The sequence below is a fragment of the Okibacterium endophyticum genome (assembly GCF_054780075.1).
The window spans coordinates 64,782-87,734 of sequence record NZ_BAAGXA010000012.1; the positions used below are offsets into that span (position 1 = coordinate 64,782).

At 65.1% G+C, this 22,953-nt stretch carries 20 protein-coding genes and 1 pseudogene; 13 read left to right on the forward strand and 8 right to left on the reverse strand.

The genetic code is table 11. The annotated features are described in order from the left end of the window. Positions 1-64: 64 nt before the first annotated feature. From ACYVF5_RS14415 to alr, 4 genes are all read right to left on the reverse strand, one after another. Positions 65-727 (reverse strand): response regulator, encoded by a 663-nt coding sequence (locus tag ACYVF5_RS14415; protein ID WP_460947618.1) that lies wholly within the window; start codon positions 725-727, stop codon positions 65-67. Beyond that, a complete protein-coding gene (locus tag ACYVF5_RS14420) occupies positions 724-2,061 on the reverse strand; it encodes a sensor histidine kinase (RefSeq protein ID WP_460947620.1) in 1,338 nt (445 codons plus the stop codon). The genes ACYVF5_RS14415 and ACYVF5_RS14420 overlap by 4 nt, the downstream gene beginning before the upstream one ends. A 2-nt stretch (positions 2,062-2,063) precedes the next feature. Next, positions 2,064-3,092: a D-alanine--D-alanine ligase family protein gene (locus ACYVF5_RS14425; RefSeq protein WP_460947622.1), complete on the reverse strand. Its 1,029-nt coding sequence runs from the start codon at positions 3,090-3,092 to the stop codon at positions 2,064-2,066. A 389-nt stretch (positions 3,093-3,481) separates the two neighbouring features. After that, positions 3,482-4,606, reverse strand: a complete 1,125-nt coding sequence (gene alr, locus ACYVF5_RS14430; protein WP_460947625.1) for an alanine racemase — start codon at positions 4,604-4,606, stop codon at positions 3,482-3,484. Positions 4,607-4,881: 275 nt separating this feature from the next. Here alr and ACYVF5_RS14435 point away from each other — a divergent pair, with 275 nt between their 5' ends. The 11 genes from ACYVF5_RS14435 (at position 4,882) to ACYVF5_RS14485 (ending at position 17,059) form a co-directional block, all read left to right on the forward strand. Continuing rightward, on the forward strand, positions 4,882-5,898 hold the full coding sequence (locus tag ACYVF5_RS14435; RefSeq protein ID WP_460947627.1) for a LacI family DNA-binding transcriptional regulator: 1,017 nt from the start codon (positions 4,882-4,884) through the stop codon (positions 5,896-5,898). A gap of 176 nt (positions 5,899-6,074) precedes the next feature. Further along, positions 6,075-7,340 carry an ABC transporter substrate-binding protein gene (locus ACYVF5_RS14440; RefSeq protein ID WP_460947629.1) on the forward strand — a complete coding sequence of 422 codons (1,266 nt, stop codon included), beginning with the start codon at positions 6,075-6,077 and terminating at the stop codon, positions 7,338-7,340. A 17-nt stretch (positions 7,341-7,357) separates the two neighbouring features. Beyond that, positions 7,358-8,287: a carbohydrate ABC transporter permease gene (locus tag ACYVF5_RS14445; protein WP_460947631.1), complete on the forward strand. Its 930-nt coding sequence runs from the start codon at positions 7,358-7,360 to the stop codon at positions 8,285-8,287. 2 nt (positions 8,288-8,289) lie between these two features. Continuing rightward, positions 8,290-9,174, forward strand: coding sequence for a carbohydrate ABC transporter permease (locus tag ACYVF5_RS14450; RefSeq protein WP_460947633.1), 885 nt, complete (start codon positions 8,290-8,292; stop codon positions 9,172-9,174). Between the two features lie 18 nt (positions 9,175-9,192). After that, on the forward strand, positions 9,193-10,443 hold the full coding sequence (locus ACYVF5_RS14455) for a family 1 glycosylhydrolase (RefSeq protein WP_460947635.1): 1,251 nt from the start codon (positions 9,193-9,195) through the stop codon (positions 10,441-10,443). A 58-nt stretch (positions 10,444-10,501) separates the two neighbouring features. Then, positions 10,502-12,082 carry a CBM35 domain-containing protein gene (locus tag ACYVF5_RS14460; RefSeq protein WP_460947637.1) on the forward strand — a complete coding sequence of 527 codons (1,581 nt, stop codon included), beginning with the start codon at positions 10,502-10,504 and terminating at the stop codon, positions 12,080-12,082. A 123-nt stretch (positions 12,083-12,205) separates the two neighbouring features. Beyond that, the gene (gene arfA, locus ACYVF5_RS14465; RefSeq protein ID WP_460947639.1) at positions 12,206-13,717 is read left to right on the forward strand and encodes an arabinosylfuranosidase ArfA; all 1,512 of its coding nucleotides are present in this window, start codon (positions 12,206-12,208) and stop codon (positions 13,715-13,717) included. A gap of 308 nt (positions 13,718-14,025) precedes the next feature. Continuing rightward, positions 14,026-14,556, forward strand: coding sequence for a hypothetical protein (locus ACYVF5_RS14470; protein ID WP_460947641.1), 531 nt, complete (start codon positions 14,026-14,028; stop codon positions 14,554-14,556). Positions 14,557-14,791: 235 nt separating this feature from the next. After that, entirely contained in the window at positions 14,792-15,331 is a 540-nt protein-coding gene (locus ACYVF5_RS14475; protein WP_460947643.1) for an ArsR/SmtB family transcription factor, read from the forward strand. Further along, positions 15,328-16,176, forward strand: coding sequence for a M23 family metallopeptidase (locus tag ACYVF5_RS14480; protein ID WP_460947645.1), 849 nt, complete (start codon positions 15,328-15,330; stop codon positions 16,174-16,176). The genes ACYVF5_RS14475 and ACYVF5_RS14480 overlap by 4 nt, the downstream gene beginning before the upstream one ends. A gap of 22 nt (positions 16,177-16,198) precedes the next feature. Continuing rightward, entirely contained in the window at positions 16,199-17,059 is an 861-nt protein-coding gene (locus ACYVF5_RS14485) for a serine hydrolase domain-containing protein (protein WP_460947647.1), read from the forward strand. Positions 17,060-17,267: 208 nt separating this feature from the next. On the opposite strand, the gene ACYVF5_RS14490 is transcribed toward ACYVF5_RS14485, so the two are convergent. Together ACYVF5_RS14490 and ACYVF5_RS14495 are read right to left on the reverse strand one after the other, a co-directional pair. Then, positions 17,268-17,981, reverse strand: a complete 714-nt coding sequence (locus ACYVF5_RS14490; protein WP_460948413.1) for a hypothetical protein — start codon at positions 17,979-17,981, stop codon at positions 17,268-17,270. Between the two features lie 261 nt (positions 17,982-18,242). Continuing rightward, positions 18,243-18,377: pseudogene (locus ACYVF5_RS14495) on the reverse strand (DUF4236 domain-containing protein); the annotation flags it as partial. A gap of 271 nt (positions 18,378-18,648) precedes the next feature. On the opposite strand from ACYVF5_RS14495, the gene ACYVF5_RS14500 reads away from it, so the two are divergent. Continuing rightward, complete coding sequence (locus ACYVF5_RS14500; protein WP_460947649.1) at positions 18,649-19,551, forward strand: G5 domain-containing protein; 903 nt, start codon at positions 18,649-18,651, stop codon at positions 19,549-19,551. A gap of 124 nt (positions 19,552-19,675) precedes the next feature. Here the strand turns inward: ACYVF5_RS14500 and ACYVF5_RS14505 are convergent, their stop codons facing one another. Next, entirely contained in the window at positions 19,676-20,767 is a 1,092-nt protein-coding gene (locus ACYVF5_RS14505) for a type I restriction endonuclease (protein ID WP_460947651.1), read from the reverse strand. Positions 20,768-20,777: 10 nt separating this feature from the next. Next, positions 20,778-21,275, reverse strand: coding sequence for a hypothetical protein (locus ACYVF5_RS14510; RefSeq protein WP_460947653.1), 498 nt, complete (start codon positions 21,273-21,275; stop codon positions 20,778-20,780). 135 nt (positions 21,276-21,410) lie between these two features. On the opposite strand from ACYVF5_RS14510, the gene ACYVF5_RS14515 reads away from it, so the two are divergent. Next, complete coding sequence (locus tag ACYVF5_RS14515) at positions 21,411-22,601, forward strand: Fic family protein (protein ID WP_460947655.1); 1,191 nt, start codon at positions 21,411-21,413, stop codon at positions 22,599-22,601. The last annotated feature ends 352 nt before the right edge of the window (positions 22,602-22,953 follow it).

The window sequence follows — 22,953 nt, forward strand, 5'->3', positions numbered from 1 at the left end:
GCCCGCTGGGGCCAGAGCCGTGCCGACGCGGTCGGCTGCGCCGGCGCCTGCCCCGCGGAGCGCCTCAGATCAACCCGTACTCGTAGGCGAACACCACGATCTGCACCCGGTCGCGCAGCGAGAGCTTGCGCAGAATCGAACCGACATGCGTCTTCACCGTCGACTCGCTCGTGAACAGCGTCGACGCGACCTCGGCGTTCGAGGCGCCACGTGCGACCGCCTGGAACACGTCGCGCTCCTTCTCGGTGAGCAGGCCGAAGGCATCCGGCGCCGCCGTCCGCGCGCGGAACTGACCGTCGAGCAGAGTCGAGAGATCCTGCGGCGCGAGCACCGCGTTGCCCGCGTGCACCGTGCGGATCGCGTCGATGAGCATCGCCGGTGTTGTGTCTTTGAGAATGAACCCGCTCGCTCCATAGCGGATGGCCGTGGCCGCGCGGTCGTCGAGGTCGAACGTCGTGAGCACGAGCACCCGCACGGGCTGCGTCCGCTGGCGGGCGCGCTCCGGGTGAAAGATCTGCCGCGTCGCCTCGACCCCGTCGAGCTCCGGCATACGGATGTCCATCAGAACGACATCGGGCGAGAGCGAGTCGACCAGCTCGACCGCCTCAGCGCCGTCGCCCGCAGAGCCCACCACCTCCATACCCTCTTGCGCGTCGATGATCACGCGCATGCCCTCGCGAAAGAGGTCTTGGTCGTCGACGAGCAGCACCCGGATGGCCTCGGTCATCGCATCACCGTTCCCGTTATGCGGCTGGATCGGACCGGCAGCCAGGCGGATGCCGTGACGGTTGCGCCGTCAGCGAGCGACGAAGCGGGCGAGGCATCCGCGGCCTGTGCATCGCCGCTCGTGGCATCGCTCCTCGTGGCATCGGCGTTCGCCGCCCCGCCGGTCTGCAGCACGTCGAGCCTCCCGCCGACGGACTCGAGTCGTCGCCGCATGCCCTCGATCCCGTTCCCGCCGCCGTGCATGGTCAGCGCTGCAGAGGCATCGGCGCCGTCGTCGACGTCGTTGGTGACGGTGATGCGCAACGTGTCGCCCCAGTCGCGCGCGACGGCGATGGAGCCACCGCGCCGGCCGTGTTTGATCGCATTGGTGAGCATCTCTTGCAGCACACGGAAGGCGACTGTCGCCAGTTCCGGCGGCAGCGGGCGCGGAGTGCCGGTGTCGGTCACCGCGATCTCGCTGCCGCTCGCGCGTGTGCCCTCGATGAGGGTGTCGAGATCGCTGTGGTACCCGGCGGCCCCGTCTGGCGAGGCGAGCACCGCCCGCACCTCGTGCAGCGACGAACGGGCCGATGTGGCGATGTTCGACATGGTGCGCTTGAGCGCTGCGGTGTCTGCGCGGTCGAGAAACTGGGCGGATTCAGCCTGGGCGAGAATCACCGTGAGCGAGTGCCCGACCACGTCGTGCACGTCGCGCGCGAGCCGGGCCTGGCCCTCGCGCAACGTCGCGATCTCGTGCATCTGCGCGCTCTCCCTCTGCGCCGTGAGCGCTTCGGCCTCTGCACGGGACTGCGATTCTCGTGAGGCCCGAGCTGCACCGGAGTAGCGCACGACGAGGCCGGCCAGCCAGGGCACGGCGAGCACACCGGCGATCATCGGCAGCACCACGATCGGCCAGTAGACACCGCCATCGTCGAGTGGCACGATGAGGTTGCGCGCGATGCGGGTGGCCCAGATCCCATCGGCCAGGACCGCGACGTAACCCAGGGCGAGGAACGTCGCGACCGGAATCGACAGGCCGCTCGCCCAGAGCAGAGGCTTCGATCCCCACCGGCCGAAGCCGAAGGCGATGGCGATGACGGCGAGCTCGATGACCATGATGTCGGTGACGCTCGCGACCTGCACGGCGAAGGCCACCCACACGATGACGAACGACGCCCATCCTGCCTGCCGCACAAGACCGGTCGCCAAGCCCATGGCGAGTGCGATGGCATAGGGCACAACGCTGCCGCCATAGCCGGATGCCGCGGTGAACCACGCTTCGAGCAGACCCATGACCGCAACAACGACGCCCGCGCCCACCTCGGATGCCCACGGGCGTGCGGGTGACGGATGCATGCTCACATTATCGCCGGAGTTCGGTTCGATTCTCGTGCGCCTGAGGTGCCGGCGACCTCGAGGACATCGTCGACGAGAAGGTCGAGCAGCTCTGCATAGCCGATGCCTGCGGCCGCGAACATCCGCGGCACCTGTGACTGCGCGGTGAACCCGGGTGTGGTGTTCACCTCGTTGAGCACGGGCCCGTTCGCGGTCACGAAGAAGTCGATGCGCGCGACGCCCGAGCACCCGAGCGTGTTGTACACACGCACGGCGGCACTCTCGAGCTCCGCGCGTGTGTCGTCGTCGAGCGCCGCCGGAACCCGGAACACCGCACCGCCGTCGTACTTGGTGGTGTGGTCGAACAGGCCGTCGATCTCGATCTCGAGCGTCGGCGACACCAGCACGGAGCCGTCGGCGCGGCGTAGCACCGCGATGTCGATCTCGCGGCCGGTGATCACGTCTTCGACGAGCACACGGTCGTCTGAGGCCAGGGCCGTGTCGATCGCGGTGGTCAGGGCGGCGGCATCCGTCACGAGCGACACCCCGATGCTCGAGCCGCCCGCAACGGGTTTGACGACCACCGGATGCCTGTAGCGATAGGCGTGCGCCGTCGAGCGGTCGAGCACCACCCCGGGGGCCGTGGGAATCCCGGCCGCGGCGGCGAGCAGTTTGGTGGTGTGCTTGTCCATCGCGACGGCGCCCGCGCCGACCCCCGAGCCGACATAGGGAACCCCCGCCATCTCGCACAGGCCCGCGAGGGTGCCGTCTTCTCCGTGGCGGCCGTGGACCATGGGAATCGCCACGTCGCATCCGCTCAGGGTCTCGATCGCCCGGCCGATGCCCATCGCGGCGCCGGCGGCATCGTGCCAGACACCGATGGTGTCGATCGTGAGGGGCACCACCTCGTAGCGGGTCGGATCGAGCGCCCGCACCACGGATGCCGCCGATGCGAGCGAGACGTTGTGCTCGGTGTTGCGCCCGCCGCCGATCACGGCGACGCGCAGGCGGCTCATCGTGCCGAGGCGCGCGAGGGGGTGCAGCGTGGTCATGCCCTCGACGATACGGAACCCGCGCCGCCGAGTCCTCCGTCGCACGTACCGATGCCTTCGCCGAGAGGATGATATTGGGCTTCCACGTCGAGGCGGCACGACAGAAGGCAATCAGCACGAGAAAAGGTCACTACCGCCCAGACTGGCCTTCGCTCGCGCTCATAGCCTCTTCCCGTGCCGGTCGCGGTTCGCCCGACGCAGGATCTTCGTATCCCACTGCGGCGCGCGCCCTCACCGCTCGACAGGCTCGACACCGGAGCGCACCGCGCGGGCAGTCGCTCCGGAGTGATGTGCACAGCTTCGGAGATCAGGGCTGTGGAGCGTCCACCCCACCGTGGCACGAGAGCCCAGAACGAAAGTTCTCCGAAGTCGTGTGCGGGCAAGAACGACTACGCTCCACCGACAACTCGCCGCCGCACCCGCGCACCCACACGCGTCACGATCTCGTGCGGGATCGTCGCCGCCCACTCTGCCCATTCCGCTATCGTCGGCTCCCCCGCGGCGCCCGGGCCGAACACGGTCACCGTCTCGCCGATGGCGACACCGCTGTCACCGAGGTCGATCACGAACTGGTCCATCGACATCCGGCCGACCACGGGCATCCGCCGGCCGCGCACGAGCACCTCGGCCTGGCCGGTCGAGCTTCGGGGCAGGCCGTCTGCGTAGCCGAGGCCGACGAGCCCCAGCCGTGTGCTGTGTGGGCTCACCCAGTCGTGGCCGTAACCGACGGTCGTGCCGCCTGGCACCGTTCGCACACTCAGGATCGGTGCGGTCAGGGTCATCGGCTGGACGAGCGTCGCGGTGTGTGACAGGTCGATGCCCACGAGCCCGGCTCCGACGCGGGATGCCGTGTAGTGCGTTCCCGGGAGTGTGAGCGTGGCCGAGGTGGCGGCCAGGTGCAGGATGCTCGGGTGCAGGCCGGTGAGCTGTGCCACGTCGAGCCCCCACTCGAACACGGCCCGGCCGGTGCTGTTGCGCGGTGCGCCCGGGTCTTCGGCGTCGCCGAGGTGGCCCATGAGTCCGACGACCTCGATCTGGCCGTTCTGCTCGGCCTCGCGGGCGGCGCGGCAGAGGGTGATCCAGCTGGTCGGCTCCGCGCCGTCGCGTGCCATGCCGGTGTCGAGGTGCAGGTGCACGCGCGTGACGCCCGTTGTGGCGGTGACGGCCCGCAGGTGTTCGATGCTCGGCACGGCGAGGTCGACGCCTGCGTCGACGGCCTGTTGAAAGTGGGCGTCGATGTGGTTGAGCCAGCTGAGGATCGGGTCGGAGATGCCGGCTTCTCTGAGCGCGAGTGCTTCGTCGATGGTGGTGACGCCGAGTCGCGTGGCCCCGTTGGCGAGGGCGGTGCGGGCGACGTCCGCGGCGCCGTGGCCGTAGCCGTCGGCCTTGACCACGGCGATGAGCTCACCGCTTGCTCGTTGAGCGAAGAACCGGGTGTTGGCGGCGACCGCGTCGAGGTCGGTCGTGAGCAGCGGGCCCGCCGAGGTGCGAGCTGCGGAGAGCAGGGTGGTCATGTTTTCGACGTTATGGCGACCGGTGGTGTCTCCGCCTCAGCCGAAGGTGCCGGATGCTGCGGCTGGAGGATGATTGTGGTCCGACCCCTTGGTCCGCGTGCCCTGAGTGTCGACGAGGCAGCCAACGGAACCAGACGCCCGTGTGGCGCCTTGCAAGACTCGAGCGATCGGATGCATCCTCTGATCGTGGACAGCCGGGTGATGTGCAGCCTCGCTGATGTGCACGCTCTCGTCGGTACAACGTTGTACAGTGGGCGGAGAAAGGGGCCTGTTTCATGGCTGTGACGCTGCATGACGTGGCGAGACTCGCGGGAGTCTCGATCAAGACGGTCTCGAACGTCATCAACGGGTATCCGCACATCCGACCCGCCACACGCGACAAGGTCGAGGTCGCGGTCGCGGAGCTGGGATACACACCGAATCTCACGGCGCGCAACCTCCGGTCGGGCAGCACGGGGGCGATCACGCTCGCCGTCCCCGACCTCAGCCTGGCGTATTTCGCCGAGCTCACGGCGCAGGTGATCCACGAGGCCGAAGAGGCTGGCGTCGTCGTCCTGGTCCAGCAAACGGGTGGCGACCGGGATCGCGAGCTTGAGCTGTTGCGCAGCCCGCGTTTGAAGCTCACAGACGGACTGATCTTCAGCCCCTTGGGAATGGGTCAAGAGGATGCCTCGGCGCTGGATGTCGCGTATCCGCTTGTGTTGCTCGGCGAGCGCATCTTCCACGGCCCGACCGATCATGTGACGATGCGGAACATCGACGCTGCGCGTGCGGCGACGGAGTATCTCATCGGTTCGGGGCGCCGGCGGATCGCCGTCATCGGCGCGCACGCCGGTGAGGTGATCGGCTCTGCCGGTCTGCGGCTGCGCGGGTATCGACAGGCGCTCGACGCCGCCGGCATCGAGTTCGACGAGTCGATCGTCGGATATACGACGTTGTGGCATCGGGCCAACGGTGCCCGTTCGATGCGGGAGGTGCTCGCGCGGAGCGCGTCGTTCGATGCGGTCTTCGGTCTGAACGACACGCTGGCTCTCGGGGCGATGAGGGTTCTGCAGGAGGCCGGTTTGCGGGTTCCCGACGATGTCGACGTTGTGGGGTTCGATGAGCTCGACGAGGCTGAGTATTCGATCCCCTCGCTGACGACCGTCGATCCGGGGCGCTCCTGGATTGCGAGAACCGCCGTGTCGACGTTGCTGGAGCGCATCGCGCAGGGTGACGCTCTCGGGGGTCCGCGTGAGCTGCTCGCCGACTTTCGCATCGTCGAACGCGAGTCGGCTCCCCGCGTTCGCTGAATGGTTCTGCTCACTACTTGACAGGACCATTGCTCCTGGCCACTATTGTTCTACAACGTTTACATTCTAACGTTGTAGAGACTTGGGTTCAACGAGGTTCCTCTGCGGGATCTGGGTGGCTCGAGCTCGCCTTCCCAGTGACAAGGGTGTCCCACGCACCGTGAGAGGAAACAGCGATGAAGAGAAAGATCTTTGCCGCGGCCGGCATTGTGGCCGTCGCGGCGACGGCATTGGCCGCATGCTCCGGTCCGGGTGAGAACACCGCGGACGGACCCACCACCATCACGTTCTGGAACAGCTTCACGGCTGACGACCGTCCGGCCGTCGAGGCGCTGGTCGAGCGTTACAACGAGTCGCAAGACGACGTCGTCGTCGAGTTGAACATCATGCCAGGCGACGTTATGGGGCAGAAGCTGCTGCCGGCGTTCCAGTCGGGCACCGGCCCGACGATCGTGGCGGTCGATCCGTCTCAGGTGCCTGGCTTCGCGGAGAAGAAGGTCATCCAGCCGGTCGACGCGCTGTACGAGGACGGGCATCTCGATCCCTCGCAGCTTCCCGAGGCGCAGATCGCCGCGACCACATGGAACGACGAGCGCTACGGGGTGCCGATGAGCGCGGCGACGGCGATGCTCTATTACAACAAGACCCTTCTCTCTGCCGCCGGGATCCCCGAGCCGGCGAAGACGCTGGAGGAGCTCGCGGATCAGGCGGTCGCCCTCACCGAGTACGTGGAGGGGAAGGACACCACCAACCAGTACGGGTTCGTGATCGCCGATCATGCGGCCGTGCCGGTGTGGGCTTCGCTCCTGTGGTCGTGGGGCGGTGGTGTCGTCTCTGCCGACGGGACCGAATCGCTGCTGGGTTCGTCCGAGTCGATCGCGGCGGCCGAGTACTGGGTCGATCTCATCCGCAACCAGCACATCTCCCCCGTCGGCCTCAGCGGAGTGGACGCCGGTGCGATCTTCCAAGCCGGCCGGGCCGCGTATGTGATCGAGGGGCCATGGGCGGCGACCGGATATCGCGACGCGGGGGTCGACTTCGGGGTGGCCACGGTGCCGGAGGGGCCTGCCGAGCAGTCGTCGGTCGCCGTCGGGGCCTCCATGACGCTGAACAGTGACGTCAACGATGCGGAACGCGATGCGGCCTACGACTTCATGGCCTTCTGGAACTCCGTCGAATCCCAGACGTACTGGTCGATCGAGACGTCGTACCCGCCGAACCGCACCGACATCGATCCCGCGGACATCAGCGAGAACCCGACAGCGGTGGCCTTCGCGCAACCGCAGGACGCCGCGTTCTTCCCCGGGGGGCCGGTGGTCGACTTCGCGAAGGTGTTCGACGACATCTTCATCCCCGCACTGCAGAAGATGACGAACGGCGAAGGCGCTCCTGCCGACGTCCTGCCATCGGCATCCGATCAGATCGACGCGCTCCTCCCATAGACATCGATCGACGGGTCATGATGGTTCTCTCCGCTCCTGCGACGAGCGCGCCCCGACGCGGGCGGGTGGTGCGGCGGCTCGACCGCCGCCGCACCACCACGGCGCTGCTGTTCCTCGCCCCGGCGCTGATCGTGCTCGGCGTGTTCGTGATCTGGCCGGTTCTCCGGTCGACCTGGGTCTCGCTCACCGACGACACGGGTTTCGGGAGCGCCGAGTTCGTCGGGCTCGACAATTTCGCCCGGGTGGTCTCGGACGAGAGGTTCGGGAACGCCCTGCTGAACACCCTCGTCTACACGGTGGGCACGGCCCCGGCGTCGATAGCGGCGGCGCTCCTGCTCGCCATCGTGCTGAACCGGCGTCTGCCGTTGCGCGGATTCTTCCGCGCGGCCATCTTCCTCCCCTTCATCGCCTCGCTCGGGATCATCTCCATCGCCTGGTCATACATGCTCGACCCGCAGATCGGCTTCGTCGCCGCGTGGCTCTCCGAACTGGGGATGCCGATCGGCAACGGCATCCGCGACCCGGAGCTGGCGATGCCTGCCGTCATCCTTGTGGGCATCTGGCGCAATGTCGGGTTCTTTATGGTGATGTATCTCGCGGGTCTCCAGTCGATCCCGGGCGATGTGAAAGAGGCGGCCAGGATCGACGGTGCCGGACCGATCCGGATGTTCACGAGCGTCACCTGGCCGTTGCTGTCGAACACAACCATGTTCGTCTCGATCATCGCCGTCATCTTCTCGCTGCAGGCCTTCGACCAGATCTATGTGATGACCGGGGGCGGGCCCTACTTTCGCACCGAGACGCTTGTGATGCTGATCTTCAAGACGGGGATCGAGCAGTTCGAGATCGGATACGCCTCGGCGATGTCGTGGGTGCTCGTCGCCCTGGTGCTCGTCATCAGCCTCGTGCAGCTGAGGTATTTTCAGAAGAGGACCGTGCAGTACTGATGATGACCGACGCGCTGATCCGTCCCGCCCTGCGTTCGTCCGCGCGGACCCCGGCTCCCCACAGGCGTTCGCGTCGCCCCGTGGGCACGGTCCTGACCGTTCTCGTGCTCGCGGTCGTCTCGGTGGCCTTCCTGCTGCCGTTCGTCTGGATGCTCACCACGTCGTTCCGCACACAGGGGGACCTGGCGTCCGCGCCGCTCAGCCTGGTGCCGCAGGCGTTCACGTTCGAGAACTACGTGCACGTCTGGGAACGGATCCCCTTCGGGCGTCAGCTGATGAACACCGTGCTGTTCGCCGGGGTCGTCACCGCCGTCTCCGTCGTCCTCGATGCGATGGCCGGCTACGCCTTCGCGCGTTTCGACTTTCCGGGCAAGAACATCCTGTTCGTTGTGGTGCTCGTCACCCTGATGGTGCCGATCCAGGTGACCTTCATCCCGCTCTACTCCCTGCTCGTCGAGCTCGGCTGGGTGAACACCTTTCACGGCCTGATCATCCCGCGCGTGGCCGACGCCTTCGGGATCTTCTTCTTTCGGCAGTTCTTCATCGGGCTGCCGAAAGACCTCGAAGACGCGGCGCGCATCGACGGAGCCGGCGAGCTGCGCATCTTCGCGCGGATCATGCTTCCGCTCGCCTCGCCCGCGGTGCTCACGATCGCGATGTTCAACCTCATCGCCAACTGGAACGACCTGCTCTGGCCGCTTATGGTCACGACCACACCCGACATGCAGACGCTGCCGGCCGGACTCGCCCTCTTCAGGGGCGAGCACGTCACCGACTACGGCTTGCTCATGGCCGGCAGTGTGCTCGCCCTGCTGCCGATGGTGATCGCCTTCCTCGTTGTGCAGCGCCGGTTCATCGAAGGCATCGCGACGAGCGGAATGAAGTGAGATGAAAGGGAAAAACGAATGACCCGTGAATGGTGGCGCACCGACGATCTTCTGTTCGCCGTGGGGCTGGAGGACACGTTCATCACCCAGACCAGGCCCGGCGAGCGCGAACTCGACGAATACGAGCTCACACAGCACTACGACCAGTGGCACGCCGATCTCGGGCTGATGCGAGAGGCAGGCGCCTCGATGGCGCGGTGGGGCATCCCGTGGCATCGCGTGAATCCGGCTGAGGGAAAATGGGACTGGGCGTGGATCGACCGGGTCGCCGATCGGTTCGAAGAGGTCGGCGTGACCCCGATCGTCGATCTGATGCACTACGGGACTCCCCGATGGCTCGAGCGCGAGTTCCTGAACCCCGACTACCCGGCCAGGGTCGCGGAGTACTCCGCGATGGTCGCGGAACGCTATCGCGGCCGGTTCACCTGCTTCACGCCGCTGAACGAGCCGATGCTCAACGCGATCTACTGCGGGCTGTACGGCTACTGGCCGCCGTATGCAGAGGGCGACACGGGCCTCGTCTCGTTGATCTCTGCCCTCAGCCGCGGAATCGTCCTGGCTCAGCGTCAGATCGTCGACGCCGTCGGAGACGAGGCGACGTTCGTGCACGTGGAGGCGTCGTTCCCCTTCGAGGCCGACGCACCCGAAGCCGAAGACGAGGCGGGATTCCTGCGCGAGCGCGCGTTCATCATCCAGGATCTCGTCACCGGCAAGGTCGGCGCCGATCATCAGCTGCTCGGATTCCTGAACCGCAACGGCATGGACGACGACGTGATCGCCTGGGCGGCGGACAACGCCGTGCAGCCGGATGTGATGGGTGTCAACTACTACCCCGCCGGGCAGACCGAGATCGTCTCGGTCACCGATCCGCACCACGGCGGCCCTGGCGACTTCCGTCGTCGGCGCAACGCCTGGACGGACGGCCTCGAGCGGGTGCTCGAGACGTTCGCCGACCGGTATGGCCGCCCCGTGTTTCTCACAGAGACGGCGTTCACCGGGCCGGGCAGGGAAGGCATCGACTGGCTCGATGCCTCGGTCGCCGCGGTCCGTGCGATGCGGGAACGCGGGCGCGACGTCGTCGGCTACACCTGGTGGTCGCTGATCGACATGTATGAGTGGGGCTACCGGCACGACGGCGGTGAGCTGGACGACTACCAGATCCCGATGGGCCTGTGGCGCCTCGTCCGCGAATCCGACGGCAGGCTCCGGCGGGAACGGACCGAGCTCGCCGACCGGTTCCGCGCTCACGCACTGGGCGAGATCGCCTGAGCATCGCATCAGAGAAGACGTGCACGACCGTGCACAAACGAAAGAGAGAGGGAACACGATGAAACAACGAAGATTCGCCGCCCGATCCATCGTGACGGCAGCATCCGTTCTGGTGCTGGCGTCGACGCTCACAGCCGCACCCGCCCATGCGACGGATGCACCGCCGTCCGTCATCTATTCGGAGCCGGCGACCAGCTCATCCGCCCCGGTGTACACCCACGGAATCACGCTGCGTCACAGCGGAGCAGCCAACGGCACCGTGCTCGCGACGTTCGAGCACGACATCTACACCGATCCGATGTCCTTCCCGATCTACAGGAGCACCGACGAAGGCACCACCTGGACCCACCTCACCGACGTGGAGGACACAACCTACAACCGTGGCCTTCGCGGCCAGCCCGACCTGTTCGAGCTGCCACAGGCCGTCGGCACGATGCCCGCGGGGACCATCCTGCTCGCCGGGTCGGTGCAGCCGGTGGACCAGAGCTCCACCACCCTCGTCCTGTACAAGAGCTCGGACCACGGGGCGAGCTGGACTTATCTCTCGACGATCGACGTCGGCGGCCCAGCGGTCTACGACCCGAGTCCAACGTCGACCACCACCGCGATCTGGGAGCCGGAGATCTACCTCGACGCGAACGGCGACATCGTTGTGTCGTACTCAGACGAGCGGCAGAAGGCCAACGACATCCTCCAGGCGATCGTTCACCGCACATCCACAGACGGCGGCCTCACGTGGGGGCCGGTCGTCAACGACATCGCCGTGCCTGACCGCTCGACGCGACCGGGGATGATGACGGTCACCAAGCTGCCGGACGGCCGTTACTTCGGCGCCTACGAGATCGTCGGCCTTCCCGAGGTGCCCGTCTACGGCCGTTTCTCTGACGACGGTCAGGACTGGGGCGATCCGGTGGACATCGGGGACCTGCTCGCCACCCCGGACGGCAACTTCTTGTTCGGCTCACCACAGGTGATCTGGGTCGATGCCGGCGGCCCGAACGGGATGCTTGTCGTCAACGGCCAGCGCTATGTCACCGCCGCCGGATCGACGAAGTCGATGCTGCTCACGAACACGACCCTGGGGGTCGGTGATTGGACCCCGGTGCCGCAACCGGTGCAGATCACGGGAGACATCGTCACGATGGCCGGGTTCAGCCAGAGCACGACGGCCACGCTCGACAACTCCAAGCTGATCCAGATCACCAGCGTGAACAACAGCGTGGGGATGCACGACGTTGTGTCGGCGACCATGCCGCTGAACTCGACACGGTACGCGGCTGCCGACGCGACGCTCGCCGGCGGAGCCGCCCTCGTGCCGCGTTCCGCTTCCGTCGCGGGAGCGGATGCCGGTTACATCAATGACGCGGCGAGCACCGTCACGTTCTCGAATGTCACCGTGCCGACAGCGGGGACCTATGAGCTGCGCATCCGGTACTCCAGCGGCCTGGCGGCGCCGGCGACCCATGCGGTCACCGTCAACGGCGGGGCCCCGGTCATCGCGTCGTACGACCCGACCGTCGACTGGAACTCGTTCCTGTTCGAAACCGTCACGGTGTCGTTGAATGCCGGGGCGAACACCATCGTGTTCGCCCACGACACCGGATTCGCCGAACTCGACCAGATCGAGATCTACCGGTAGCCGGCATTCGGGGGCTCCGGCGCTCGCCGCGGCGGAGTCCCCGAACGCCGCATACTCATCCGCACACGCACCACAAGCGGCGTTCGTCGCTTGAGGCGCCATCAGCTCGACCAGAAGGACCGCATGCCCACCGCACGTCTGACCATCGACCCGCACTTCGTCACCGGACGCATCCAGCGCCGCCTGTTCGGCGGCTTCGTCGAGCATCTCGGCCGCCACGTCTACGACGGCATCTATGAGCCCGGCCACCCGCTGGCGGATGCTGAGGGTTTTCGCCACGACGTCATCGAACTCGTCCGCGAACTCGGCGTCTCCACCATCCGTTACCCCGGGGGCAACTTCGTCTCGGGCTTTCGGTGGGAGGACTCGGTCGGCCCGCGCGCAGAGCGACCGCGCCGGCTCGACCTCGCGTGGCACTCGACAGAGACGAACGAGGTGGGTCTGCACGAGTTCTCGTCCTGGCTGGAGAAGGTCGGCAGCGATCTGATGCTGGCCGTCAACCTCGGCACCCGGGGCACGATGGAGGCGCTCGACCTTCTCGAGTACGCGAACGTCGCCGGTGGCACCGAGCTCAGTGAGCGGCGGCGGGCGAACGGCAGGGACGAGCCGTTCGCGGTTGAGATGTGGTGTCTGGGAAACGAGATGGACGGTCCGTGGCAGCTGGGTCACCGCTCCGCAGACGACTACGGCAAGATCGCCTCGCAGACCGCGAGAGCGATGCGCCAGCTCGACCCGAGTGTGAGGCTCGTCGTCTGCGGCTCGTCGAGCGCTCACATGCCGACCTTTGGCGAGTGGGAGCGGGTTGTGCTCACCCACGCCTACGACGACGTCGACTACATCTCGTGCCACGCCTACTATGAGGAGCGCGGTGGGGACCTCGGCTCCTTTCTGGCCTCGGCCGTCGACATGGACCGTTTCATCGACACCGTCGTCGCCACCGCCGATCACGTCGGCGCCGTGCGCGGCAGCACGAAGAGGATCGACATCTCTTTTGACGAGTGGAACGTCTGGTACATCGACCGCTTCCACGGCGTTGACAAGATCGAGGGGATCGAAAACTGGCCGATCGCCCCGCGTCTGCTCGAAGACGTCTATTCCGTCGCCGATGCCGTTGTCTTCGGCAACCTGATGATCTCGTTGCTCAAGCACGCCGACCGCGTCACCAGCGCCTCGCTCGCACAGCTCGTCAACGTGATCGCGCCGATCATGACCGAGCCGGGCGGCCCGGCGTGGCGGCAGACGACGTTCTACCCGTTCTCGATCACCTCGCGCCTCGCGCAGGGCGAGGCGCTGGAGCTCAAACTCGACGCCCCAACCTACGAGACGACGGCCTATGGCGAGGTGCCGCTGGTGGATGCCGTGGCCACCCACGATGCCGACGCCGGCAGGTCTGCGGTGTTCCTCGTCAACCGGAGCCAGACCGAGGCGATCACCGTCACCGTCGAGATCGCCGGTCTCGGCGACGTCTCTGTGCTCGAAGCTCACACCCTGAGCGACGACGACGTCTACGCCAAGAACACTCTCGATGACCCGGAGCGCGTCACTGTGCACGGCAACGACACGGTGACGGTCGACGGTGGACGGCTCACCGTCACGCTGCCGCCCGTGTCGTGGTCGGCGATCGCGCTGGGGTGAGGCGGAGAGCGCCGGGGTGCTGTGGCCCTCGTGAGGATTCGGTGGCCCGCCATCCGGTGCAGAGCGGGACACCTCAGTGCGCCCGCCTGGTCCGATGAGGAACATCCGCGGGAGGTGAGAGCAGGCCGGTCAGGGGTGAGCTGACCGTGTCGAAATCTCCCGTGAGATGCGCACTCAATCCTTCGCGCTCAACGACCTCGGCCGTCGGCGTGCTGACCGCGAATTCGAGCACAGGGCCGCCTCAACGTCCTTTCCTTGTCCACCCTGGTCAGCAGCTTTCTCATGCGCCAAACAGGTAGCGTTGCCACATGGATGTTTGGGGTTCGGTGGCGGAGTGGGTTACGGCACTGGTGACGCTGGGGGCGTTGGCGGCTGCTGTCGGTGCCGGTCTGACAACACGTCGTCTCTATCTGATTGAGAGCGAGAGAGATCGTCTCGGCGCTGAAGAGAGGAGCCGGCGCCAAGCGCAGAACGTGGCGGCATGGGTTGCAGCTGCCATCGACGGCGGTGACGCGCCGGATTCGTATGGTGTCGTCATCCATAACTCATCGAGTGCGGTGATCTACGACGTATCCGTGCGAGCGACACGGAAAGGTGGAGGGGAGCTCGAACTGCTCAAGCTCCATGTCGTTCCTCCGGGCGAGTACTACGCGGAGTACCAGCCCGGGGCGAAATTCGCCTGGGGTTTCCCGAGTGCCGTGTCGGCAACAGGTATGGAGATCCGGCCGGTGACGAAATCGGCTGCGATGGGCATCAAACGGTTGGAGTTCCGCGATTCAGCCGACCGTCGGTGGTTGCGTTCCGATAGCGGCTCGCTTGAGTCAGTAACGGCATCGTAAGCAATGCTCGGCTCTGTGTGGGCCAGCTGGCTACCGTGGAAGCCTCGCGTTCGTGGTGCGTTGGGGTGCGAGCTGTGGACATACCAGGGGTAGGCATTCCAGGGCATGGCATCTTCGTCGGTGAACCAGACCTCCTCCGAAAGCTCGTGGCAGAGTGTGTGGACAACGGATAGGGCGTAGGGCCAGCGGAGAGCGTCGATAGTACGAAACAACGATTTAACGTATTATTGGACTCATGGCAGAGAACGATGATGACCTGCGACGCGAGATGGCGGCGCTGTCGGAGCGCGTGAGTCGATTGGAGGCGATGGCTGGCGAGCCCGGAGTCGAGCGTTCAGCCTCGGCTGTTGTGGATGAGGAACAGTTTTGGGCGCTGACGGGGTTGCAGTCTCGGCTGGGCGATCATCCCGCGACGGTGGATGGAGCGGTGATGCTTGTGGGTTCGCTGACGCTGCCCGACGGCGCACCGGTGGCCTGGCAGCAGGGCGCGGGCACGTCTGGCATGTGGGAGACGGACTGGTCTGATCAGGCCGCAACGTTCTCCGCGCTCGGGCATCCGGTGCGGCTGGAACTCCTGCGCCAGATTCTCTCGGGTGTGCATGCGACTGCCGAGCTTGCGGAGATTGCGTCGCTGGGGACGACCGGGCAGTTGCACCACCATTTGCGGCAGCTTGTCGCTGCTGGCTGGGTGAAGCAGAGCGGTCGCGGGAGCTACGAGGTTCCCGCGGCTCGCATCGTGCCGCTGCTGGTGTGCATAGTGGGAGCTGAGCGATGAAGCCGGTGACGCTAGCACTGTACCGGGCGCGGATACCGCTCTATTACATCGCCGCAGTCATCCTCATCGGCAATGCCCTTCTGGGGCGGTTGCTGAGCACGAGCGGCGTTCGCGAGGTGCGCCTCGTTGTGGTCTTTGCAGCGCTCGGTGTCGCCGCTGTCTGCTTGGCGCTCGCGTTCCTGGCACCCCGGCTGCTCCCGGAGCACCCTGTCCGAGTCGTCACCTCTCCGGTGCGAGGCCGATGGGTGGGGGTGAACAGCCCGGCTTCGAAGGTGCCCAGCCACGGTGTGCGAGCGTACGGGCAGGCGTATGCGATCGATGTTGTCGCCGATCCGGTCGATACTCCGCGACCGGAGTTCGGTGGAGGAATGATGCGGGACGTGAGTGAGTATCCGGCATTCGGAGTGCCCGTGTTCGCGATGCTCGACGGTGAGGTCGTACGCGCCTCGGGATGGCGCAGGGATCACCGCGCCCGCTCGAACGCGTGGGGCATCTTCTACATGATGGCCGAGGGCATGATCCGCGAGATTGGCGGGCCGGGATTCGTTGTCGGCAACCACGTCACGATTCGCAGCGACGACGGCGTCTACGCGACCGTCGCGCATCTCCGACAGGGATCATTGACCGTGAAGGTCGGTGACCGCGTGACAGCAGGCTCGATCATTGGGCAATGCGGCAACTCGGGCAACACCAGCGAGCCGCATGTACACGCGCAACTCATGGACCGCGCCTCGTTCTGGACCGCTCAAGGCCTCCCGATGACCTTCGCAGGGATCACGCTCGACGACGAGGACGAGAGACAAGAAGTGCTCCCCGCCAACGACCAGCACATGACAGCTCTATAGGGCCGAGGCCGTGAGTTGGTTGGTGGGTCAGAAAAGCCAGGCGTACCGGCTCCGCGACGGTGACAGGATCACTGCCGAGCATGTCGGACCGCTGCATCAGGGTTCTCCGATGCTCGAATGGGGATCGATCACCAAGACGGTGACCGCCCGGATCGCCGAGCAACTCGACCACGCGGGCACCATCGATCTGTCCACGCCGGTCAGCGAGTATCTGCCGGAGGCGAAGCTGCCGCGAGCGGTCGATGTTCGTTCGCTCGTGACGCACACCTCCGGCTTGCCACGACTTCCCGAGGGCATCATCACGAACGTGGCAGAGGTACGCGACCCTTACGCGAAGTACACCACCGCGTACTTCGATACCGAGGTGCTGCCGGCACTCGCGGATCAACACGGTGGCACCGTGGGATCGTTCGACTACTCGAACCTGGGATACGCGGTGCTGACACGGCTGCTCGAAGGCGTCACCGGATGCGGCTGGTGGACCCTCGCCACTCAGGAGGTATTCGCTCCGCTCGGCATCACCGAGGTATCGATACACCCCGACTCCGAGCGCGTACCGGTGCTGCGCACCTGGGCTGGCAGCATCCGCAAGCAGTGGACAGACACCGGTCCGTTCATCGGCGCGGGCGGCGTGCATGGAACGTTCGATGCACTTGAACAGTACGCCACCGCAATAGCGCGACAAACCCCTGGCGCGAAGCCCTTGGGATGGATGGACGACCCCACGCTGTGGTGGCACAACGGCCACAACCGGGACCACGGAGCACTCGTCGAAGTCTCGCACGATGGATCACGGGTCGTGACCGTGCACACCCTCGGATACAACGCCGGTCGAGCCGACAAGATCGCCGCCAGACTCGAACGACGACACCCCCGCACCTGACGTCTCAACGGTGGCTCAGACCCTCCGCCATGATTCCCGAGCCGCGGGTAGGCTGGAACCGCGCACACGCGCACGTTCACAGGTGAGTGTGTTTGCGGAACCTCGGCAACGCGAGGTTCACGTATTCGTTGCAACTGCGCTCGTCGAAACTCAGGGTCCTTCATGCGACGAGTCATGCTATCGGACTGTGCATGCCGACGGTCGTGAGTTACGCGCGCAGAGCCCCCGTAAACGTTTTGATGAGGTTGTCGAGTTCAGGATCGACGTGGATGGCGATGATATCCCCGGCCACCCCCTTGCGTTCGAACTGGGCGTCGTCGGCGGCAAGGAGCTCCGATCCCGGATCCATCCGAGCCCACGGCAATGCGTTGGTACGCTCACGCTCGAACTCGGCGCTGTAGATCGCGGTGAGATGATCGGCTGATGTCGGCGCGTCGGTGTCCTGGCGCAACACAAGTACTCGTACCTCGTCAAGAGACGGTGCTACGGCGAACGCCTCTTTGACAGTCGCGAGGACTGTGGAGCCGAGGGCTTGGACGTAAAGCGCGTTCCGGTCCGTCTTGGTCCGTTTCTTCGTTGTTGGCTTGCCGGTCGGTGTGAGCGACGGAGTGCGTTCCGGAATCGCGGAGACGGGGGAGAAGAGGATGACGACTGTCGCGTAGCGTCTGCCATCTTCAACGCCGGCATCGACACAGGTGGCTTCTTCGGCATTGTCGAAAAAGGCGCCATCGAGTGTCGAGATGACGGTGTCGGGATCGTGGGAGAGCAATAGCTGCCACTGCGCATCGGCGTCCGCCTGACGACGCTCGAACACCTCGCGATTTGCGAGATCGATCGTGGCGGCTTCGTTGCGAGCTGACTCAACGGCTTCAGCTCGTGCAGTACGTCGTTCAGCACGCTTGAAGAAGCTGATGGCGTTCACTGCCTCACGCTGTTTCTTCTCAGAGAGAGAGTCTGCATCGAGAGGTGCTGGAGGAGTGATTCTCGGTAGTGCAGCCGACGGGAACACCTCGAGATGCCGTCTGACAAGCTCACGCTCTATCCCGGCCAACTCATCGATCTGAGCTGTGAGCGCAGCCGCTTTCTGCCCCCGCTCGAGTTGTGCAATGCTCGCGCGAGACATCCCTGCCGTCGAGGAGACACCGCTGGAGTGTCGCTGGGAGACTCGCACGCCGCCGACCTTCGCGGAGGTGTATGTGCCGCTGGCGCCGAAGGACACCCGAGCAGAGCCGTTGCCCACACTCGTGCGAACACCTCGACTGGAAGCGCTGATCCGCACGCCCGGTGCAACCTTGAAGCTCACCCGTCGGCGCGCCACTATCCGTCCCTGGTTCGCGTGCTGTTGCGGATGGTGGACATCGCTTCAGTCTTGCGTGTGGATGCGTGTATCGCTATCACCTCAATAGGGGTCATGGATATCGCCGATGAGGGGACGCTCGCTCAGGACAGCTTCTTTTTCTGCAGAATGCGGGCAACGACGCAGACCCACATCCACGCACCCCTCGCTTTGGGTATAGCGCGGCAAGGCGGTACGCGCGCACACTTGACTGGCCGCGTCCGGCGTGGTGCCGGAACGCTTGGAGGTATGAATGTCCGATCCAACCCGTGGCTGGTACGACGATCCGAACGACTCCACCATGCTGCGATGGTGGGACGGGAGCTATTGGACCGCCCAGACGAAACCGAAAGTCGCCCCCGCCGCTGGTGTGACAAATGCGCGGATCAATTGGACATCGCCTCGGTTGCTCGCCTTCGTCATCTCCGGCGGAGTCGTCCTCCTCATCGCTGCGGCGACCGGCATCCTTCCTGGCCTTCTTGTGTTTCTGGGTCTGACCGGACTCGGCATCGCGATCTACGTGTTCATCGTCGGATCTGCGTCGCGTCTCCGATTGCGGTCACGCGCTGCAGGCGCGGCGGTTCTCGGAGTGGGATTCGCTCTGATACTCGTCGGTGGCGTTGCCAATGCGGTGGTGCAGCAGCCCGTCGACCGGAGCAGTGACCTGGCGCACCGGTCAAGTCCGGAACGGACTCATACCCCCTCACCCACGCCCACGCCAACTGTCACCGTTTCCGAAGTTCAAGAGGTTACCTCGATTCCGTATCAGCAGACGACGGTCGAAGACCCGAATCTCGATATCGGGACGACGGCGATCACAACTCCCGGTGTGAGTGGCGAGAAGGTGACGACGTACAGGATCACCTCTCGAGACGGAGTTGAGATATCGCGAGTGGTGGCAGAAGAAGTCGTCACGGTGCAGCCTGTCACTGAAGTCACCTCTCAGGGCACGCGACAGCCGGCGCCTCCGCCGCCGGCACCGGACGCTGGGGGCTGTCACGCCAGCTATGCCGGGGTGTGCGTACCGATCGCCAGTGATGTCGACTGCGCAGGCGGGAGTGGTAACGGGCCGGAGTATGTGCGTGGTCCGCTGCAGGTCGTGGGCACTGACGTCTATGATCTCGATCGTGACGGTGACGGGATCGCCTGCGACTGAGTGGATATCGGTCGACGGACCGTGACCAGGGTAGGCAGTGAGCGTTCGGTTCCGGTCCGCTTGACTCACGGTGATGATGCCTAGCGAACGCTCTGTTCGATGTGTCGCGCGATACGCCGTCGCGCTAAGCGTATCGACGTGCTGTTTCCCTCAGCACACCAGCGTGCTCGTAGATCTCGTCGATGCTCGAGATGGGGATTCGTGTCTCGTTTTTGTCTTCGTCAAATAACCCAATGTACTTCTGGCTGCGATTGAAATGAAGGCGAGCAATCGACTTCCGGTTGTTGTCGTCGGCGAGGACAGCGAGGTAAGACTTCGAATCGCGATGGACAACTCGCGTGATCTCTATTTCGCTACAGACGATGGCGCGGACGATCTGGTACCCCTCGATTTCCTCCAACGTCGTCTCAATACCGTCTTCGCGAGCAAGGTCGTCTTCGACAACTTCTTCGCTCGTGATGTTCGACGCCAATTCAGCGTCGTCGCCCTGCGGAAAGTTGGGGGCGCCGAGGGCAGTCTTCAGCCGCTCATTGACCTGTTCATTCAAGAACTGTTTGCTTGCCTTGCTGACGAGACCGGTGAACTGTTCCCGCACACGTTGTGTGAAAGCACCTTCGTATACCCGCGATGTGAAGAACTTGACCCACTCGTCCTCGGGATCCTTGAACTGGGCCGCCAATGTGCGCTTGATCTGACCGATGTACTTGAGCTCACCGGCGGCGCTGATGATCGAGTCGAGATCGAAGACCTCTTTTGAGAGCTTCCGCAGCTCTGGGATGAGGGTCTCATCGATGTCGTTGAGATCGAGCACGAGGAACGGCTTCGCATCCATCCGATTGGGTGCATCGAGGTCCGTGTAGAACTGGTAGACCTCGCCGTTGGTGAGGATCGCGATGCGAGTGTTCGTGACGGCGAAGTATCGGAACAGCTGCGATGCGTGCTCGATTTTGAGGGCATCCTTGGTGCGTTTGCACTCGATGAGGATCTGCACGACGTCGTTGTGCTTTATCGCATAATCGACTTTCTCGCCCTTCTTCACTCCGACGTCGGCTGTGAACTCGGGGATGACCTCCATCGGGTCGAACACGTCGTAGCCGAGGATGGTTGAGATGAAGGGCATGACGAAGGCGTTCTTGGCGGCTTCCTCCGTCTCGATCGAATCACGTTGTTGACGTAGTTTCGCTGCCAGCGCTGCGACTCGAGCGGAGAAATCCATGGTGACTGGCTTACGAAGATGTTGCCGATGGGATTCGTGCAGTCTTTCGTATCGGGATGCGGATGGGAACCGCGGCACGGCGCAGAGACCCCGAACTGGGGGTGTGGGGGACTTGAATACACCATGACGCCCAACAATGTCGGTGGGCTTCTGCGGCGACCCGGCGACTGACGTAACCGTCAGGTGCAGCGGGTGTCTGAACATATCCATACCCACCTGATCCGGCCTGTTTGACTGCTCTTTGGACACTCACCACATGGCCGTCAACGACCGTGGCAGGCGCTGCCCGCTGGGAGTGGCGAGGACTGGCGTCTAGCGGGGTGAAAGCCGGCACCGTCGCGACACGGCACCGCCAACGCCGACGCACGGTGCCCTTCGGTCCGGCTACCGGACTCGCCGCTGGCACGTCATCGGCCACGATTGCGCCGGCTGCGACAACGGCATCGCGACCGATGCTGACACATGGCAGGATCATCGCGCCGGCACCGATCCACACGTTCTCAGCCACATCAATGGGCGCACCGGTGTGTTCCAGAACCAGAGAGTTGTAGCACGGGCTGCGCGGTCAGTCCCAGTACCTCTATCCAAGGTTAATGGCTAACCTTGGACAAAGACATCCCAATTCCAACGTTGAGGATCCACCATGATCGTCCCCACGCCCGTCCCTCCCGTTACCTGGGAGACGCTGCCTTGGTCGAGCAGCGTGGCGGATGGGAGCCGCCGTCAGGCGCTGCGGCACCGTGGACCGTACCAGGCCGCAGTCACTCCACCTGTCGCCGATCTCGACATCTCCCTGGTATCTGCGCTGATGGCCGATGCGACGGACGCCGCGCTTGCACTCACCCGCTTCGACGCGGAGTTCAGGCACCTTGCTGCGCCGTTCGCGTCGATTCTGCTCCGATCGGAGAGCGCATCGAGTTCGCAGATCGAGAACCTCACGAGTCATGCGAAAGCGATCGGGCTCGCAGAACTCGGCGAGAAGAACGCAGCGCCCAATGCCGAGCTGATCGTCGCGAACGTTCGGGCGATGGAGGCGGCCATCGCTCTCGCCGACGAACTCAGCGAGAGCGCGATCCTCACGATGCAACGCGCTCTGCTCGAGCGGACGAATCCAGACTTTGTCGGACGCTATCGCGATCAGCAGGTCTGGATAGGTGGCACGCCTCTTGGTCCACATGATGCGCAGTTCGTGCCGCCGAGCGATGCGCGGGTGCCGGACGCCATGACGGATCTCGTCCACTACGCCAACCGCACAGATGTGCCTCCACTCGTGCACGTCGCGATCGCCCACGCTCAGTTCGAGACGATCCATCCGTTCCCAGACGGCAACGGTCGCACGGGGCGAGCACTCGTGCACGCCATGCTGCGCCACGCGGGGGTCACCGAGAACGTCACCGTACCGGTCTCCGCAGGCCTGCTCTCCGACACGAGGGGGTACTTCGATGCTCTCTCGGCCTATCGCGAGGGTGACGCGACCCCGATCATCCGCTCGTTCGTCAACGCGGCGCACGCGGCCATCGCCAACGGGCGGATGCTCGTGGCCGACATCGATCAGGTGTCGGATGCTTGGAAAGAAGCGAGCGCAGGTCTGAGATCCGACAGCTCCGCACGGCGTGCACTGCCGGTTGTGCTCGCTCATCCGGTCGTCAACGTCCAGCTCCTCTCGCGGGAGCTCGGAGTGTCGTCGACTGCCGCGAACACCGCGCTTACCGAGCTCGTCGAGCGTGGCATTCTGGAGCCGGCGAGCGCGAACCGCCGCAATCGGGTGTGGATCGCGCCGTCGATCCTCGACGCCCTCGACGCATTCGCGGCACGCGCCGTACGGAGATGGTGAGGGCCGCCGGTCGGCCCGATGTGTCAATTCGCCGAGCAACGCTAATGGCGGTCAGCCTGGCACGATCATCGGATCCCTGCCGCTCATATCGTTCAGTGCCACACGTCCGACCGATGAGCAGGGGCTGCAAACGCTGCCAGATATGGAAGGCCCGCGCCCTGCGGGCTGGGGCGGAAGCCGTGACCTTGTTTGTCGTACGCACTGCTGTATGACTGGGGCCGGCTCGCCTGCGTCAGCACCTCGTCCGATATGCCGTGCACAACTTCGGAGATTCGCCGCGCCGAGCCTTGTTCGGGGGCGAAAAGCGCGGTTGCGCTCGACTTCTCCGACGTTGTGTACGCGGTTGTGCTAT

What these genes read in the sequence shown, in the direction of transcription:
- ACYVF5_RS14415 (WP_460947618.1), bottom strand. Translation starts at nt 727, where the DNA reads ATGACCGAGGCCATCCGGGTGCTGCTCGTCGACGACCAAGACCTCTTT.
- ACYVF5_RS14420 (WP_460947620.1), bottom strand. Translation starts at nt 2,061, where the DNA reads ATGCATCCGTCACCCGCACGCCCGTGGGCATCCGAGGTGGGCGCGGGC.
- ACYVF5_RS14425 (WP_460947622.1), bottom strand. Translation starts at nt 3,092, where the DNA reads ATGACCACGCTGCACCCCCTCGCGCGCCTCGGCACGATGAGCCGCCTG.
- alr (WP_460947625.1), bottom strand. Translation starts at nt 4,606, where the DNA reads ATGACCACCCTGCTCTCCGCAGCTCGCACCTCGGCGGGCCCGCTGCTC.
- ACYVF5_RS14435 (WP_460947627.1), top strand. Translation starts at nt 4,882, where the DNA reads ATGGCTGTGACGCTGCATGACGTGGCGAGACTCGCGGGAGTCTCGATC.
- ACYVF5_RS14440 (WP_460947629.1), top strand. Translation starts at nt 6,075, where the DNA reads ATGAAGAGAAAGATCTTTGCCGCGGCCGGCATTGTGGCCGTCGCGGCG.
- ACYVF5_RS14445 (WP_460947631.1), top strand. Translation starts at nt 7,358, where the DNA reads ATGATGGTTCTCTCCGCTCCTGCGACGAGCGCGCCCCGACGCGGGCGG.
- ACYVF5_RS14450 (WP_460947633.1), top strand. Translation starts at nt 8,290, where the DNA reads ATGACCGACGCGCTGATCCGTCCCGCCCTGCGTTCGTCCGCGCGGACC.
- ACYVF5_RS14455 (WP_460947635.1), top strand. Translation starts at nt 9,193, where the DNA reads ATGACCCGTGAATGGTGGCGCACCGACGATCTTCTGTTCGCCGTGGGG.
- ACYVF5_RS14460 (WP_460947637.1), top strand. Translation starts at nt 10,502, where the DNA reads ATGAAACAACGAAGATTCGCCGCCCGATCCATCGTGACGGCAGCATCC.
- arfA (WP_460947639.1), top strand. Translation starts at nt 12,206, where the DNA reads ATGCCCACCGCACGTCTGACCATCGACCCGCACTTCGTCACCGGACGC.
- ACYVF5_RS14470 (WP_460947641.1), top strand. Translation starts at nt 14,026, where the DNA reads ATGGATGTTTGGGGTTCGGTGGCGGAGTGGGTTACGGCACTGGTGACG.
- ACYVF5_RS14475 (WP_460947643.1), top strand. Translation starts at nt 14,792, where the DNA reads ATGGCAGAGAACGATGATGACCTGCGACGCGAGATGGCGGCGCTGTCG.
- ACYVF5_RS14480 (WP_460947645.1), top strand. Translation starts at nt 15,328, where the DNA reads ATGAAGCCGGTGACGCTAGCACTGTACCGGGCGCGGATACCGCTCTAT.
- ACYVF5_RS14500 (WP_460947649.1), top strand. Translation starts at nt 18,649, where the DNA reads ATGTCCGATCCAACCCGTGGCTGGTACGACGATCCGAACGACTCCACC.
- ACYVF5_RS14505 (WP_460947651.1), bottom strand. Translation starts at nt 20,767, where the DNA reads ATGGATTTCTCCGCTCGAGTCGCAGCGCTGGCAGCGAAACTACGTCAA.
- ACYVF5_RS14515 (WP_460947655.1), top strand. Translation starts at nt 21,411, where the DNA reads ATGATCGTCCCCACGCCCGTCCCTCCCGTTACCTGGGAGACGCTGCCT.